The organism is Gordonibacter massiliensis (ex Traore et al. 2017), from assembly GCF_019731765.1.
Taxonomy (GTDB): Bacteria; Actinomycetota; Coriobacteriia; order Coriobacteriales; family Eggerthellaceae; genus Gordonibacter; species Gordonibacter massiliensis.
This window is the reverse complement of the sequence record NZ_JAASIO010000004.1, coordinates 38,067-50,643: the sequence shown is the minus strand read 5'-3', so window position 1 is coordinate 50,643 and position 12,577 is coordinate 38,067. Positions and strand designations below refer to the sequence as shown.

General features: G+C 67.0%; 17 protein-coding genes. 12 read left to right on the top strand and 5 right to left on the bottom strand.

Features of this window, described 5'->3' with window-relative positions:
• The first annotated feature begins 36 nt into the window (after positions 1–36).
• The 3 genes from HCH03_RS06320 to HCH03_RS06310 all read left to right on the top strand — a co-directional run bounded on the left by HCH03_RS06320 (position 37) and on the right by HCH03_RS06310 (position 2,373).
• Complete coding sequence (locus tag HCH03_RS06320) at positions 37–510, top strand: zinc ribbon domain-containing protein (RefSeq protein WP_185905808.1); 474 nt, start codon at positions 37–39, stop codon at positions 508–510.
• A gap of 247 nt (positions 511–757) precedes the next feature.
• Entirely contained in the window at positions 758–1,462 is a 705-nt protein-coding gene (locus HCH03_RS06315) for a GyrI-like domain-containing protein (protein WP_221688799.1), read from the top strand.
• On the top strand, positions 1,459–2,373 hold the full coding sequence (locus HCH03_RS06310; protein WP_221688798.1) for an SPL family radical SAM protein: 915 nt from the start codon (positions 1,459–1,461) through the stop codon (positions 2,371–2,373). Before HCH03_RS06315 ends, HCH03_RS06310 begins: the two co-directional genes overlap by 4 nt.
• A 45-nt stretch (positions 2,374–2,418) precedes the next feature.
• Here the strand turns inward: HCH03_RS06310 and HCH03_RS06305 are convergent, their stop codons facing one another.
• The 3 genes from HCH03_RS06305 to HCH03_RS06295 form a co-directional block, all read right to left on the bottom strand.
• The gene (locus HCH03_RS06305; RefSeq protein WP_221688797.1) at positions 2,419–2,730 is read right to left on the bottom strand and encodes a HigA family addiction module antitoxin; all 312 of its coding nucleotides are present in this window, start codon (positions 2,728–2,730) and stop codon (positions 2,419–2,421) included.
• 14 nt (positions 2,731–2,744) lie between these two features.
• Positions 2,745–3,023 carry a type II toxin-antitoxin system RelE/ParE family toxin gene (locus HCH03_RS06300; protein ID WP_114600422.1) on the bottom strand — a complete coding sequence of 93 codons (279 nt, stop codon included), beginning with the start codon at positions 3,021–3,023 and terminating at the stop codon, positions 2,745–2,747.
• Between the two features lie 122 nt (positions 3,024–3,145).
• On the bottom strand, positions 3,146–4,183 hold the full coding sequence (locus HCH03_RS06295; RefSeq protein ID WP_221688796.1) for a proline racemase family protein: 1,038 nt from the start codon (positions 4,181–4,183) through the stop codon (positions 3,146–3,148).
• Between the two features lie 629 nt (positions 4,184–4,812).
• Here HCH03_RS06295 and HCH03_RS06290 point away from each other — a divergent pair.
• The 3 genes from HCH03_RS06290 to HCH03_RS06280 are packed head-to-tail and all read left to right on the top strand — an operon-like array spanning position 4,813 to position 6,270.
• Positions 4,813–5,250 carry a LytTR family DNA-binding domain-containing protein gene (locus HCH03_RS06290; protein WP_221688795.1) on the top strand — a complete coding sequence of 146 codons (438 nt, stop codon included), beginning with the start codon at positions 4,813–4,815 and terminating at the stop codon, positions 5,248–5,250.
• A 58-nt stretch (positions 5,251–5,308) separates the two neighbouring features.
• A complete protein-coding gene (locus HCH03_RS06285) occupies positions 5,309–5,740 on the top strand; it encodes a hypothetical protein (RefSeq protein WP_221688794.1) in 432 nt (143 codons plus the stop codon).
• A gap of 20 nt (positions 5,741–5,760) precedes the next feature.
• Positions 5,761–6,270, top strand: coding sequence for a hypothetical protein (locus tag HCH03_RS06280; protein ID WP_221688793.1), 510 nt, complete (start codon positions 5,761–5,763; stop codon positions 6,268–6,270).
• On the opposite strand, the gene HCH03_RS06275 is transcribed toward HCH03_RS06280, so the two are convergent.
• Together HCH03_RS06275 and HCH03_RS06270 are read right to left on the bottom strand one after the other, a co-directional pair.
• On the bottom strand, positions 6,201–6,653 hold the full coding sequence (locus HCH03_RS06275) for a pyridoxamine 5'-phosphate oxidase family protein (protein ID WP_221688792.1): 453 nt from the start codon (positions 6,651–6,653) through the stop codon (positions 6,201–6,203). The genes HCH03_RS06280 and HCH03_RS06275 overlap by 70 nt on opposite strands.
• Entirely contained in the window at positions 6,650–7,084 is a 435-nt protein-coding gene (locus tag HCH03_RS06270) for a DUF3788 domain-containing protein (protein ID WP_221688791.1), read from the bottom strand. The genes HCH03_RS06275 and HCH03_RS06270 overlap by 4 nt, the downstream gene beginning before the upstream one ends.
• A gap of 373 nt (positions 7,085–7,457) precedes the next feature.
• Between HCH03_RS06270 and rsxC the strand changes: the two genes are divergently transcribed.
• The 6 genes from rsxC to HCH03_RS06240 are packed head-to-tail and all read left to right on the top strand — an operon-like array spanning position 7,458 to position 12,515.
• The gene (rsxC, locus tag HCH03_RS06265) at positions 7,458–8,780 is read left to right on the top strand and encodes an electron transport complex subunit RsxC (protein ID WP_221688790.1); all 1,323 of its coding nucleotides are present in this window, start codon (positions 7,458–7,460) and stop codon (positions 8,778–8,780) included.
• Positions 8,781–9,785 carry an RnfABCDGE type electron transport complex subunit D gene (locus HCH03_RS06260; RefSeq protein WP_221688789.1) on the top strand — a complete coding sequence of 335 codons (1,005 nt, stop codon included), beginning with the start codon at positions 8,781–8,783 and terminating at the stop codon, positions 9,783–9,785.
• Positions 9,782–10,393, top strand: coding sequence for an FMN-binding protein (locus tag HCH03_RS06255; protein WP_221688788.1), 612 nt, complete (start codon positions 9,782–9,784; stop codon positions 10,391–10,393). Before HCH03_RS06260 ends, HCH03_RS06255 begins: the two co-directional genes overlap by 4 nt.
• A complete protein-coding gene (gene rsxE, locus HCH03_RS06250) occupies positions 10,390–11,100 on the top strand; it encodes an electron transport complex subunit RsxE (protein WP_246599788.1) in 711 nt (236 codons plus the stop codon). Before HCH03_RS06255 ends, rsxE begins: the two co-directional genes overlap by 4 nt.
• Positions 11,100–11,693 carry an electron transport complex protein RnfA gene (locus tag HCH03_RS06245; RefSeq protein ID WP_080143565.1) on the top strand — a complete coding sequence of 198 codons (594 nt, stop codon included), beginning with the start codon at positions 11,100–11,102 and terminating at the stop codon, positions 11,691–11,693. The genes rsxE and HCH03_RS06245 overlap by 1 nt, the downstream gene beginning before the upstream one ends.
• 18 nt (positions 11,694–11,711) lie before the next feature.
• Positions 11,712–12,515, top strand: coding sequence for an RnfABCDGE type electron transport complex subunit B (locus HCH03_RS06240; protein ID WP_221688787.1), 804 nt, complete (start codon positions 11,712–11,714; stop codon positions 12,513–12,515).
• Positions 12,516–12,577: the final 62 nt, after the last annotated feature.

Sequence of the window (12,577 nt, the reverse complement as noted above, 5' to 3'; positions counted from 1 at the left end):
TGGGAGGTTTCGAACAACCCCGGAAAAGGAGCCAGCATGGCGATCAAAGACACGCTCATCGAAATCAGGGAGCAGAACGGCCTCACGCAAAGCGAGATGGCCGAGCGCCTGTTCGTCACGCGGCAAGCGGTGTCGCGCTGGGAGTGCGGCGATACGCAGCCGGGCATCGACACGCTCAAGCTCATCGCCACCACGTTCCACGTGCCCATCGAGGCGCTGCTGGAGCTGCCGATGCAAAGCGTGTGCCAAAGCTGCGGCATGCCGCTTTCGGACCCCAGCCTGCTGGGCACCGAGGCCGACGGCTCTCCGAGCGAGCACCACTGCAAGTGGTGCTATGCGGACGGCGGGTACCTGGGCGACTGCACCATGGAGGACATGGTGAACATATGCGTGGAGAACATGACGAAGACCGAGGCGCCGTTCACAGAAGCCGAGGCGCGCTCCTACATGGAAGCGCTGCTGCCCCGGCTCGACCGCTGGAAGGACGCGGCGCCGACCGAGGCGCGGTAGTCCGAGGCGCGCGGAGCCCTGGGAAGGATCGCGTCGCGCGTGCGGCCGGAGCGCCCTTCGTAGGGACGGTGCTTGCGCCGTCCGTTCGCGGGCCAGCGCGTAAACGCGCCCTCGGTTGCTTTTCCGGCTTCGCCGGAACGGGCGCTCTGGAGAGCGCCCCTACGGAGACGACCGCAGATGCGGACGGGGCGACCGCAAAAGGCGCACCTCTGCGGCGCAACCCCCGCAACGAGAACAGGAGCAAACCATGGCCGGAGCGTTCGACTTCAAGAAAGAGTACCGGGATCTCTACCTGCCGAAAGCCAAGCCGGCGCTCGTCGACGTGTCGGCCATGAGCTTCGTCGCCGTGGCCGGAGAAGGCAACCCGGACGAGGAGAACGGCGCCTACGCCGAGGCGCTTGCGCTCCAGTACGCCGTCTCGTACACCATCAAGATGGCGAAGATGGGACCATGGCAGCCGGAGGGCTACTTCGACTACGTCGTGCCGCCGCTGGAGAGCTTGTGGTGGACCGCCGCGGGCGGGTTCGACGGGCGAAACGTCCTCGACAAAGACAAGCTGAACTGGGTGTCCCTGATTCGCCTGCCGGAGTTCGTCAAGCCCGACGTATTCGCTTGGGCGCTCGAGCAGGTGACGGCCAAGAAGCCCGAACTCGACGCGGGGAGAGCGCGCTTCCTGACGTTCGCCGAAGGGCCGTGCGCGCAGATCCTGCACAAGGGCCCGTACGACGACGAGCCCGCCACCGTGGCCGAGTTGGAGGCGTTCATCGCCGCCAACGGGCTGGCCGACGACATCGCCGACCCGAAGAGCGCCGCAGCCCTGCTGGACGCGCTCGACGCAGACGGCGGCGTGCCGCCGGTGCGGCTGCACCATGAAATCTACCTGGGCGATCCGCGCCGCACGAAGCCGGAGAACCTGAGAACCGTCATCCGCCATCCGGTGAGGCCCGCGTGAGCGGGAGCGCGCCCGCACCCTGCCCCACCGTGCGGGCGCGCTCCATCCTGCAGAAGGTGCGCCGCCACGGCGACGAGTGGTTCGGCATCGACTACAACATGAACCTGTACCGCGGCTGCTGCCACGGCTGCATCTACTGCGACAGCCGAAGCGAGTGCTACCGCGTGGACGACTTCGACCGCGTGCGCGTGAAGTTCGACGCGCTGGCCATTCTGCGTCGCGAGCTGCGAAGCCGCCGCGTGCGCGGCGTGGTGGGCGTGGGCGCCATGTCCGACACGTACAATCCCTTCGAGCGCAACCTGAACGTGACGCGCGGCGCGCTGGAGCTGCTGGCAGAGCACGGCTTCGGCGTGTCGGTGGACACGAAGAGCACGCTGGTCACACGCGACATCGACCTGTTGCGAGCCATCGGCGGCGCGGGCGGCGCCATAGCCAAGCTCACCATCACCACCGCCGACGATCGCCTGGCGCGCCTCATCGAGCCGCATGCGCCAGCGCCTTCCGAGCGCTTCACGGCGCTGGCCGAGCTCGCCGAGGCCGGCGTGTTCTGCGGCGTGCTGTTCACGCCCACCCTGCCGTGGGTGACCGATGACGAGACAACCGTGCGCGGCGTGGTGGAGGGCGCGGCCGCGGCGGGCGCGCGGTTCGTCTACCATATGACGGGCGTGACCATGCGCGACCGCCAGCGCGACCACTTCCTCGAGCGCATCGCCGCGGTCGACCCCGCCCTGCCCGACCGTTATCGGCGCGCGTTCAGCGACCGCTACTTCTGCAACAGCCCGCGCGCGGCCGAGAACCGCGCCCTGTTCCGCGCCCTCTGCAAGGAGCACGGCCTGCTCTGGCGCATGCCCGACATCATCGCCGCCTACAAGCCCGCCCAGCCCGTAGGCTCGCAGGGCAGCCTGTTCTGAGCGAAAGGGGCGAACGATGCCCGCCTTGCGCGCGCCGCGCCCGTCTCACGCGGCCGTGCCGCTCCAAGGCTTTATCTTCTCCAACTCGTCCGACAGCTCCCGGAGGGCCATCTCGGTATCGTATGCGACTTGCGCGCGCAACCAATACCCGTTCGAGAGGCCGAAGAACTTGCACAGCCGAAGATCGGTATCGGCCGTTATCGAGCGCTTTCCGGCCACAATCTGGCCGATGCGTCCCGCAGGAACACCAACCTCCTTAGCCAACCGATATTGGGTGATGTTCATCGGCTCCAGAAACTCTTCCTTCAACAGCTCCCCCGGCGAGATGGGGACAACCGCGTACTCTATTCTTCCCATTATGCAAAACCTCCTTAATGGTAATCGACAATCTCAACGTCTTGGGCGCCTGCCGTCGTCCAGCGAAAGCATAGTCTGAACTGGTCGTTTATACGAATACTGTAACAGCCGTCACGATCCCCCTTCAACGCCTCAAGCCTATTGCCAGGAGGGACGCGCAAATCATCCAGCGTCAGCGCGATTTCTAACTGGCGTAGCTTGCGGCGCGCCACGCGCTCGAACGACACGAACCGTTTGACGCGAATTCCCTTCGCAAGCTTTTCAGCATCTTGGTCTTTAAAGGAAACGATCATGAAGAAATAGTAACGCTCTACGTTAATAACGTCAAGCGTTACTATTTCTTCGGAACCGAAGTGTTGACTCGCCAGGTGTGCCGGGCGCAGGCGAAAAGAGAACGGGAGATGCTGGAGTGCCGCTACCGCTCCAGCAGGAAGCCGTGGCCGAGCGGGTCGGCGGCATCCACGAGGCAGGTTCCCACTCCCGTGAGGAACGCCGATCCCGTGATGCGCGGGACCACGGCGGGCACGCCGCCCACGGTCGTTTCCCGCTCCACGACGCCCGTGAAGCGCGTGCCCATGAAGCTCTCGCAGACCACAGGCTCGCCGCGCCCAATGGCACCGCGTCGGTACAGCGCGGCCAGCTTGGCGCTCAAGCCCGTGCCGCACGGCGAGCGGTCGACCTGCCCGGCGCCGAACACCACCACATGGCGCAGCGCCGCGACGGCGGGGTCGGGCGCAGGGCCGTAGAACTCCACCAGATCGACGGTGTCGATGTCGAGCGTCGGATGCTCCACGCGGATCGAGCGGTTCACGGCCTCCCGCACACGCGACCCGAGCTGCGCGTAGGCGGACGCCGTCGCCGGCCCGATCTCGCCAAGGCCCAGCGGCGCGGCGTCCACGAGCGCGAAGAAGCTGCCGCCGAAGGCGATGGCCAGCGAAACGGCGCGGCCGTCCACGTCCACCGTCGCTTCATCGCAGAAGACGAACGAGGGCACGTTCTCGAACGAGACGGACTCCACCTTCCCGTCGCGCACGCGCGCCGCGGTGCGCACGAGCCCGGCGGGCGCCTCGAGCACGACCTCGTTATCGCCGTCGCGAGCCGCCACGATCCCGGTTTCGAGCACGGCCGCCGCTACGGCCATCGTGCCGTGCCCGCACATGTTCAAGTAGCCGCCCGTGTCCATGAACACGACGCCGACCTGGGCTCTGGGGTCGACCGGCTCGCAGAGGAACGCGCCGAACATGTCGTGATGCCCGCGCGGCTCGAGCATGAGGGCTCGCCGGAGGTCGTCGCAGCGCTCCTCCATCCAACGGCGCTTCTCGATCATCGTGGCGCCTTGCGGCTCGGGAAAACCGCTCACGGCCACGCGGCACGGCTCGCCGGCCGCATGCACGTCCACCACCTGCACCGCTGCCTCGAAGCGATCGAAGTCCACCTTCGCCGTCAGATCCATGCCCGCACCTTCCGTCGTTTGCCCTGACGCTCCGAGCATAGCACAACGACGAGGAAGGCGCGGCTGATGCACCGCCGACGCCCCGAAAGCCCGTCCTCCTCTCCAAGCACGCCATAACCCACGCTCATCCATGCCGGACGCCCGCGCCGCATGAGGCACCCGCCGGCAGGCAGACACCGCCGCTGCCCCCCCTTCGCGCCAAGCCGCCCGCACAGGGCCGGATGCGCCAGCCGCGCTTCCCTCCCCTGTCCGAGCATGACGTCCCGAACGAAGCGCAACGCCTTGCGGCCGGAAAGGCCGAACGGAAAGCGCATCTACGTTGGTTCCGACAAGGAACCTTGGCACGAAATCATCGCTATGAACGATTTTTTTGCACACCGATAAATCCCGACCTGCGATTATAGGAAGGAGCATGTGAAAAAGAGATGCAAAAATCGTTCATAACGGGAATTTCGTGCCACACGGTCGAACTCCCGTCGCCAAACCCCGCGATCCTGCCAAAGAGCGCGACCCGATGCAACTTGCGCGTCGCTGGGTGCAACTGGGCTCAAGCGGCCTTGTACGGGCAACGCGCTTTCGGCATACTGACGGCGTTAGCCAACCGCACACCACCGACCAGAAGGCGCATCATGAACGTGACCATCACCGAAAACCCCGCGCTTGACGACATCGAGGTTTCCGTCGCGTGCCCGCGCATCGACGACCGCGTGCAACGCATCGTGGCCTCGCTGGGCGCCTTCGACCGCAAGCTCGCCGGATCGCGCGACGGAGCCGTGCACCGCATCGACCCCGACGCGGTGTGCTACGCGGAAACCGTGGACGGCAAGACGTTCCTCTACACGAAAGACGCGGTGTTCGAAACGCCGATGCGGCTCTACGAGCTGGAAGATCGGCTGGCCGGAACGGAGTTCGTGCGCGCGTCGAAGCAGATGATCGTGAACTTCGACCACGTGGCCTCCATCCGCCCGGCCCTGAACGCGCGGTTGCAGCTCATGCTGGACAACGGCGAGGCCGTGATCGTGTCACGCCAGTACGCGCCCGCCATCAAACGCAAGCTGGGGCTGTAGGCGCCGCGGTCCGCACCGCCTGTTGCCGCCCCGATCAACGCTCGCCAAGGAGTTCGCCATGAAGAAGATCCTCGCCCACACCGCCATCGCCGCCTGCATCATGTTCACCGTGATGATGGCGTGGTTCCTGGGGATGGGCTACCTGTTCGCCGGCCCCAGCTACGGCCTCAACCTCACCGCCAGCCTGTACGGCGCGGCGATCGGCATGGCCGCGCTCCAGGCTTTCTGGTTCACGGGGGCCGTGTTCAAGAAGCTGGCCTACCCTGCGCGCATCGCCGGCTTCGGCGCGTGCCTGCTGCCGGTGCTTGCCTTGTGCGCTTGGCTGGGCCCGTGGATCCCCGCGGACATGCCCGAGGCGTGGGCTTGCTTCGTCATCATCTACCTGGTCATCCTCGCGGGTATGACCGCCGGTTACACCGTGTACTTCAAGAAGACGGCCGGCGGCTACGACCAGGCCCTCGCCCGCTACCGCGAGCAGAATCGCCGCTAGCCCCCGAAAGGAACATCCCCATGAAAGAGAAGCTCGCCTTCGGCGCGAAGGTCACGGTCGCGCACGTCCTCACCTACACGCTGTGCGGCATGCTGGCCATGACGTTGTTCGACTACCAAAGCTCGGTGGAAGCCATCGGCATGCGCCCTCTGGACGATCCCGTCGTCGGGATGGCGCCGTTGTTCCAGATCGCGCGCGGCGCGCTGTTCGCCCTCGTGCTGTGGCTTCTGCGACCCGCGTTCGAGCACCGCAAGTACGGATGGCTCGTCGTGTGGGCGACCGTCGCCATCGTGGGCGTCTTCAACACGCCGGCCACCTCCCCCGGCTCCATCGAGGCGCTCATCTACCTCGAGCCCGCCGGCGAGCCGTTGAACACGAGCGTCGGCGGCACGGTGGAGATCCTTGCGCAGACGCTGCTGTTCAGCGCGGCGGCCACCTGGTGGGTCAAGCGCCCGGCGCGTCACGCCTCGGCAGGCTCCTCGCCCGAAGGCTCCGGCACGGCGAAATCCTCCGACCCGAAGTTGCGGTAGTAGCGCCCCGTGTCGGCCGTGAAGCGCAGCACGCAGTAGTCGGGGTCGGTCACGCCTAGCGGATAGTACGTCGTGTCGCCCTCCTGCCAGATGAGCTCCTTGGCCCACGCGTCCTCGAGCACCTCCATCGTGCCCTTGAGCATGACGCCCCGGAAGAAGCGCCGGTCCGCGAAGTAGATGCACGCCTGCGGGTGCGCGCGGTAGTGGCGCACCCGCATGGACGACGTGTTCGTGGTGAAGTAGAACGTGCGCAGGCCCTCGCGCCGTCGCGGCGGAAGCATGGCCTTGATCTCGGGGCAGCCGTCCTCGTCCACCGACCCGACGAACGACGTGTTCTGGTGGTCGATCAGGTTGCCGATCGTTTGCTCGACATCGCGTATCATCGCACCTCCTTCGGTTTCGCCCGCAGCATCATGAGCGCCTCGGCATCGCGCAGGATATCCTCGCTCGTCACGTCGATCATGAGCCAGCGACCGAAGCTGCCCTCGGCGCTGCGCTCGTACAGCTCGCGCACATACGGGTCGCACGCGGACAGCAACGCTTCGGCCTCCGGCTTCTCCTTCGAGCCCACCGACACCATGCAGGTGAAGAACCCGTCGCGCGGGTAGACGGTGCACAGCGCCCTGCCGCGCGCCTTGTACTTCACGTTCCAGCCCGGCGCGCCGCCGCAGCGGCTGTGCTCGATGCGCGGGGCCGCGTTCCACGTCTCGGCTACGAACGCCGTGAACGCATCCCACAAGGGGCTCGCGACGTACTGCGTGACGTCGGCCATCGAAGGCTCGCGATCGATCGGATAGAGCTCGTTCCACGGCATGGGGACTACCGCCTTTCGGTTGCGGGGTCGCTGCGGGGAGTATACCATACAGCAACCTTTGCGAACAGTATTTTAAGAACTAATGTTCCTTTTCTTGGCACAAGCGCGGCTACGCCAAGATCGCGGGCTCCCGCCCGCTCTCGACCCCTTGCCGCCCACCGGCGGTTTTGGCACAAACGCCTCTGAAGTGCGCCTTTGGCGTCAGGCGTCCAACCCACTTGCCGAACGCCGCTGGCGCGGCGGAACCCCCGTCTTTAGGATAAGGGCAATCCGCGAGCTCCAACGTCACGCCCGCCTGCGCGCTTCGCCCGCCGGCCGCGTCTCGGACTGCGGAGCAACCTGTCAGCACGAGCACTTCGGGGGAGTGATAGCCATGACCATAGCCTCGCGGTTCCGTCGCGCGCGCGGCGCCGCCGTGCCCCACCGCAAGAACACGGCGGAGCTCGCCACCATCGACATGCCCGTTCCCCGCGAGATCGTGCTTCCCATGCAGCAGCACATCGGCGCGCTCTGCGAGCCCGTGGTGAAGAAGGGCGACCACGTGGACGTGGGCAGCCTCGTGGGCCACGCGCCGCGCGGGCTGTCGGCCGACATCTTCTCCGGCGTGTCCGGCACGGTCACGGCCATCAAGCCCGTGTACTACTCGTCGGGCAAGACCGACACCACGGTGGTCATCGAGTCCGACGGCGCCCAGACCGTGGCCGACACGGTGGTCCCGCCCGAGGTGTCCGACCGCGCGTCGTTCCTCGCCGCCATCAAGAAGAGCGGCCTGGTGGGCCTGGGCGGCGCGGGCTTCCCCACCGACATCAAGCTGGCCCCGCCGAACCTCGAGGAGATCGACCTGTACGTGGTGAACGGCACGGAATGCGAGCCGTACCTGTCCACCGACTACCGCGAGATGATGGAGAGCGCCGACGACGTGCTGTTCGGCATCCGCGAGACGTGCAAGTACCTGGACATCCCGAACGCGATGGTCTGCATCGAGGACAACAAACCCCGGGCCATCGAGCATTTGCGCGCGCTCACGAAAGACGACCCCGCCATCGAGGTGAAGTCGCTGCCGAGCCGCTACCCGCAAGGCGCCGAGAACGTGCTCGTGTACAACGCCACCGGTCGCGTGGTGCCGCGCGGGCAGCGTCAGACCGACGTGGGCGTCATGCTGAACAACGTCACCACCATGGCCTCCATCGGCCGGTTCCTGAAAACGGGCATGCCGCTGGTCAAGCGCCGCTTCACCGTGTCGGGCGACGCCGTGGAGCGCCCCTGCAACGTGCAGATCGTCATCGGCACGCGCCTGCGCGACGTCATGGACTTCGTGGGGCTGGCGAAGGAGCCGCGCAAGGTGGTTTTGGGCGGACCCATGATGGGCAACGCCCAGATCGACCTGGACTACCCGGTGATCCGCCAGAACAACGGCGTGCTCGTGTTCAGCAAGGAGGGCATGGAGCAGCCCAAGACCACGCCCTGCATACGCTGCGGCCGCTGCACGAACTCGTGCCCCATGCGCCTGTCGCCCGTGGCCATCAGGAAGGCCTACGCCACGCAGGACGTCAAGCGGCTCGACGAGCTCATGGCCGATCTGTGCATGGGGTGCGGCACCTGCTCGTTCGTGTGCCCCGCCAAGCAGCCGCTCGCCCAGACAAGCAAGCTCGCACGCGACTTCATGCGCGCCGAGATGGCGAAAAGGAGGAACTAGATGGAGCATGAGGACAACGTCTCCCGCGTCCGCCCGCTCGTCCTCTCGACGGCGCCGCACGTGTTCGACGGGATATCGACGCAAAAGGTCATGCTGAACGTGCTCATAGCACTCGTGCCCACGCTCGTGGCCTCGGCCGTCATCTTCGGTTGGCGCGCCCTGCTCGTGACGGCCGTGACCACCATCGCCTGCGTGCTGTTCGAGTACCTGTGGTGCCGGCTGCGCAAGACCGCCCAGACCGTCGGCGACCTGTCGGCCGTGGTCACGGGCCTGCTGCTGGCGTTCAACCTGCCGTCCACCATACCGCTGTACATGGCAGTGATCGGCGCGTTCGTGGCCATCGTGGTGGTGAAGGAACTGTTCGGCGGCATCGGGCGCAACTTCGCGAACCCGGCCATCGTGGCCCGCATCGTGCTGTCCGTGTCGTTCACAGCCGCCATGACGAACTACGCCGCGCCGCAGATCGCCAGCTTCGCGCCCGGAACGGCCGGCGTCGACGCCGTCACCTCGGCCACGCCGCTCGCGCCCTCGGCGCCCGCGCTGCCCTTCCTCGATTTGCTGCTGGGCGTGCACGGCGGCGTGCTGGGCGAGACGTGCGGCCTGGCCATCCTGCTGGGGCTCTTGTGGCTTTTGGCCACGCGCACCATCACGTTCACCATCCCGGGCGTCTACGTGGGCACCGTCGTGGTCATGAGCCTGATCACCGGCCACGACGCGGTTGCGCAGGTGTTCTCGGGCGGTTTGCTCTTGGGCGCCGTGTTCATGGCGACCGACTACGTGGGCTCGCCCACCACGTTCAAGGGCCAGGTGACCTTCGGCGTCGGGCTCGGCCTCATCACGTGCCTCATACGCTTCTGGGGCAACATGAACGAGGGCGTGGCCTACTCCATCCTGCTCATGAACCTGGTCGTGCCCTACATCGAGGCGCTCACCGGGGCCACGCCCCTGGGCGGCCAGAAGAAGAAGCTGTTCGGCAAGAAGAAGGCGGAAGGGGGCAACGAATGACGGAAGCGAACGGAAGCACCCGCGCGCAAGAGCGCGGCGGAAACCCCGGCCTGTGGCAGAGCGCCGTCAAGCCCGTCGTGGTCATCGTGGTCATCTGCGCCATCGTGGGCTTTCTGCTGGGGGCCGTGGACGACCTCACGCTGCCCACCATCACGGCCAACCGCGAGGCGAAGGCCTGGGCCACGTACTCCGCCCTCATCCCCGAGGCGGACGACTTCACCGAGCTGCCCTGCGACACGCCCGGCGTCACGGCGCTCATGGAAGCCGACGACAACCGGGGTTTCGCCGTGACGGCCCAGTCGAAGGGCTACTCGAGCCAGGTTCCCATGGCGCTCGCCTTCGACGCCGAGGGCACCATCACCAACGTCATCGGCATGGATAACGGCGAAACGCCCGGCCTGGGCACGAAGGTCGCGCTGCCCTCGTTCACCGACCAGTTCGTGGGGCGCGCGGCCGAGCCGATGGCCCTCGACGACATCGACGCCATCACGGGCGCCACCATCTCGTCGAAGGCGGCGCTCGCCGCCGTCAACGAGGCCATCGAGGCCTACCGGGCCACGGCGGACGGCACCCCGAGCGCCACCTCGACGGAGAAGGGAGCCGCATGATGGCAGCCACCTCGAACAAGCCCTCGGCGCTCTCGGTGTTCAGCAAGGGACTGCTCGTCGAAAATCCCACGCTGCGCCAGATGCTGGGCCTGTGCCCCACCCTCGCCGTTACCACGGCGGTCACGAACGGCATCGGCATGGGCGTGGCCACCACGTTCGTGCTCGTGTGCTCCGGCATCGTCGTGTCGCTTTTGCGCAACGCCATACCGTCGAACATGCGCCTGCCCGCCTTCATCACCGTCATCGCCGGGTTCGTGACCATCGTCATGATGCTGGTGGAGGCCTACTTCCCCGACTTGAACGCGGCGCTCGGCATCTACCTGCCGCTCATCGTGGTGAACTGCATCGTGCTCGGGCGCGCCGAGGTGTTCGCCTCGAAGCACCCCGCGCGCGACGCCGCCCTCGACGGCCTGGGCATGGGCGTGGGCTTCACGATCACGCTCGTGCTCATGTCGGCCATCCGCGAGGTGCTGGGCGCGGGCACGCTCGCGGGCTTTCAGGTGCTTCCCGACTTCATCACGCCCATGAACGTGTTCGTCATGCCCCCGGGCGGCTTCGCCGTGCTCGGCGTGCTCATCGCCGCGTCCGTGGCGCTGGAGATGCGCCGCCGCAAACGCGCGGGCGAGCCGGAGGACGACGCCGCGGCGACCCAGGAGGACATCTGCGCCGCGTGCCAGATCTGCGATGCGAAGGAGCGTGAGGCGTGATGGCCGAGTACGCAGCGATCCTGTTCAGCATGATCCTCGTGAACAACTACGTGCTGGTGAAGTTTTTGGGCATCTGCCCGTTTCTGGGCGTGTCGAAGAAGCTCGACTCGGCGGCGGGCATGGGCTGCGCCGTGACGGTGGTCATGCTGCTGGCCACGGCCGTGACCTGGCCCCTGCAGCAGCTGCTGAACGCGCTGGGGCTGGGCTATTTGCAGACCATCGCGTTCATCCTCGTCATCGCCGTGCTCGTGCAGATGCTCGAGATCGTGGTGAAGCGCTTCCTGCCGCCGCTGCACGAGGCGCTGGGCGTGTACCTGCCGCTCATCACCACGAACTGCGCCGTGCTGGGCGTGACCATCCTGTCCGTGGACGAGGGGTACAACTACCCCGAGGCGCTCGTGTGCGCGCTCGGCGCGGGCCTGGGCTTCCTGCTGGCCATGGTGCTGTTCAGCGGCGTGCGCCGCCGCGTGGAGGAAGCCGATCCGCCCAAGGCGTTCAAGGGCATGCCCATCACGCTCGTGTCGGCCGCGCTCGTGTCGCTCAGCTTCATGTGCTTCGCAGGCGTCGCCGACAACCTGTTCGGCGTTCTGTAGGAAAGGGGGCGCTGAATCATGGACACCATCGTCTGGACCGTTCTGCTCATGGCGGCCGTGGGCCTCGTGGGCTCGGTGCTGTTGTCGATCGTCTCGAAGAAGCTCGCCATCGGCGAGGACGAGCGGCTCGCGTACCTGGTGAGCATCCTGCCCGGCGTCAACTGCGGCTCGTGCGGGTTCGCCGGCTGCGAGCAGTACGCCAAGGCCCTGCTCGACGGCACGCCGCCCAACGCCTGCACAGCCGGCGGCGACCGCGTCGCCGAGGAGCTGGCGGCGTTCCTGGGCGTCGAGTCCACGGGCGTCGTGCAGCGCGAGGCCTTCGTGGCGTGCAAGGGCACCGACGACTTCATCGACCCGCACCTGGAGTTCCAGGGAGTGCCCAGCTGCCGCGTGTTCAACACGCTGTTCTTCACGAGCCTGTCGTGCCCGTTCGGTTGCCTGGGCTTCGGCGACTGCGCCGAGGCGTGCGCGTTCGACGCCATCCGCGTGGAGAACGGCGTGGCGCGCATCGACACGACCGCCTGCACGGGTTGCGGCGCCTGCGCCGAGCTGTGCCCGCGCCACATCATCAAGCTGGTGAGCCAGGGCGAGGCGCCCACCACGGCCGTGGTCACGTGCCGGAACACCATGGGCGGCAAGCGCACGCGCGAGGTGTGCGGCGCCGGCTGCATCGGCTGCATGAAATGCGTGAAGGCCTGCGCGTTCGAGGCCGTGGCCGTGGAGAACGGGTGCGCGCGCGTGGACCCGGCGAAATGCACCGGATGCAACGCCTGCGCCGAGGCGTGCCCTACGGGGGCGATCGGCCAACTGGTGTTCAGATGATCGCACCCGGGCGACAGAAGCGGGCCCGCCGTAGGCCCTTCCGCAGGGCAAGGGCTCTGCCC

Bases quoted from the DNA above. Each gene is read 5' to 3' on its own strand.
- HCH03_RS06320 (WP_185905808.1), top strand. From the start codon at position 37: ATGGCGATCAAAGACACGCTCATCGAAATCAGGGAGCAGAACGGCCTC.
- HCH03_RS06315 (WP_221688799.1), top strand. From the start codon at position 758: ATGGCCGGAGCGTTCGACTTCAAGAAAGAGTACCGGGATCTCTACCTG.
- HCH03_RS06305 (WP_221688797.1), bottom strand. From the start codon at position 2,730: ATGGGAAGAATAGAGTACGCGGTTGTCCCCATCTCGCCGGGGGAGCTG.
- HCH03_RS06300 (WP_114600422.1), bottom strand. From the start codon at position 3,023: ATGATCGTTTCCTTTAAAGACCAAGATGCTGAAAAGCTTGCGAAGGGA.
- HCH03_RS06295 (WP_221688796.1), bottom strand. From the start codon at position 4,183: ATGGATCTGACGGCGAAGGTGGACTTCGATCGCTTCGAGGCAGCGGTG.
- HCH03_RS06290 (WP_221688795.1), top strand. From the start codon at position 4,813: ATGAACGTGACCATCACCGAAAACCCCGCGCTTGACGACATCGAGGTT.
- HCH03_RS06285 (WP_221688794.1), top strand. From the start codon at position 5,309: ATGAAGAAGATCCTCGCCCACACCGCCATCGCCGCCTGCATCATGTTC.
- HCH03_RS06280 (WP_221688793.1), top strand. From the start codon at position 5,761: ATGAAAGAGAAGCTCGCCTTCGGCGCGAAGGTCACGGTCGCGCACGTC.
- HCH03_RS06275 (WP_221688792.1), bottom strand. From the start codon at position 6,653: ATGATACGCGATGTCGAGCAAACGATCGGCAACCTGATCGACCACCAG.
- HCH03_RS06270 (WP_221688791.1), bottom strand. From the start codon at position 7,084: ATGCCGTGGAACGAGCTCTATCCGATCGATCGCGAGCCTTCGATGGCC.
- rsxC (WP_221688790.1), top strand. From the start codon at position 7,458: ATGACCATAGCCTCGCGGTTCCGTCGCGCGCGCGGCGCCGCCGTGCCC.
- HCH03_RS06260 (WP_221688789.1), top strand. From the start codon at position 8,781: ATGGAGCATGAGGACAACGTCTCCCGCGTCCGCCCGCTCGTCCTCTCG.
- HCH03_RS06255 (WP_221688788.1), top strand. From the start codon at position 9,782: ATGACGGAAGCGAACGGAAGCACCCGCGCGCAAGAGCGCGGCGGAAAC.
- rsxE (WP_246599788.1), top strand. From the start codon at position 10,390: ATGATGGCAGCCACCTCGAACAAGCCCTCGGCGCTCTCGGTGTTCAGC.
- HCH03_RS06245 (WP_080143565.1), top strand. From the start codon at position 11,100: ATGGCCGAGTACGCAGCGATCCTGTTCAGCATGATCCTCGTGAACAAC.
- HCH03_RS06240 (WP_221688787.1), top strand. From the start codon at position 11,712: ATGGACACCATCGTCTGGACCGTTCTGCTCATGGCGGCCGTGGGCCTC.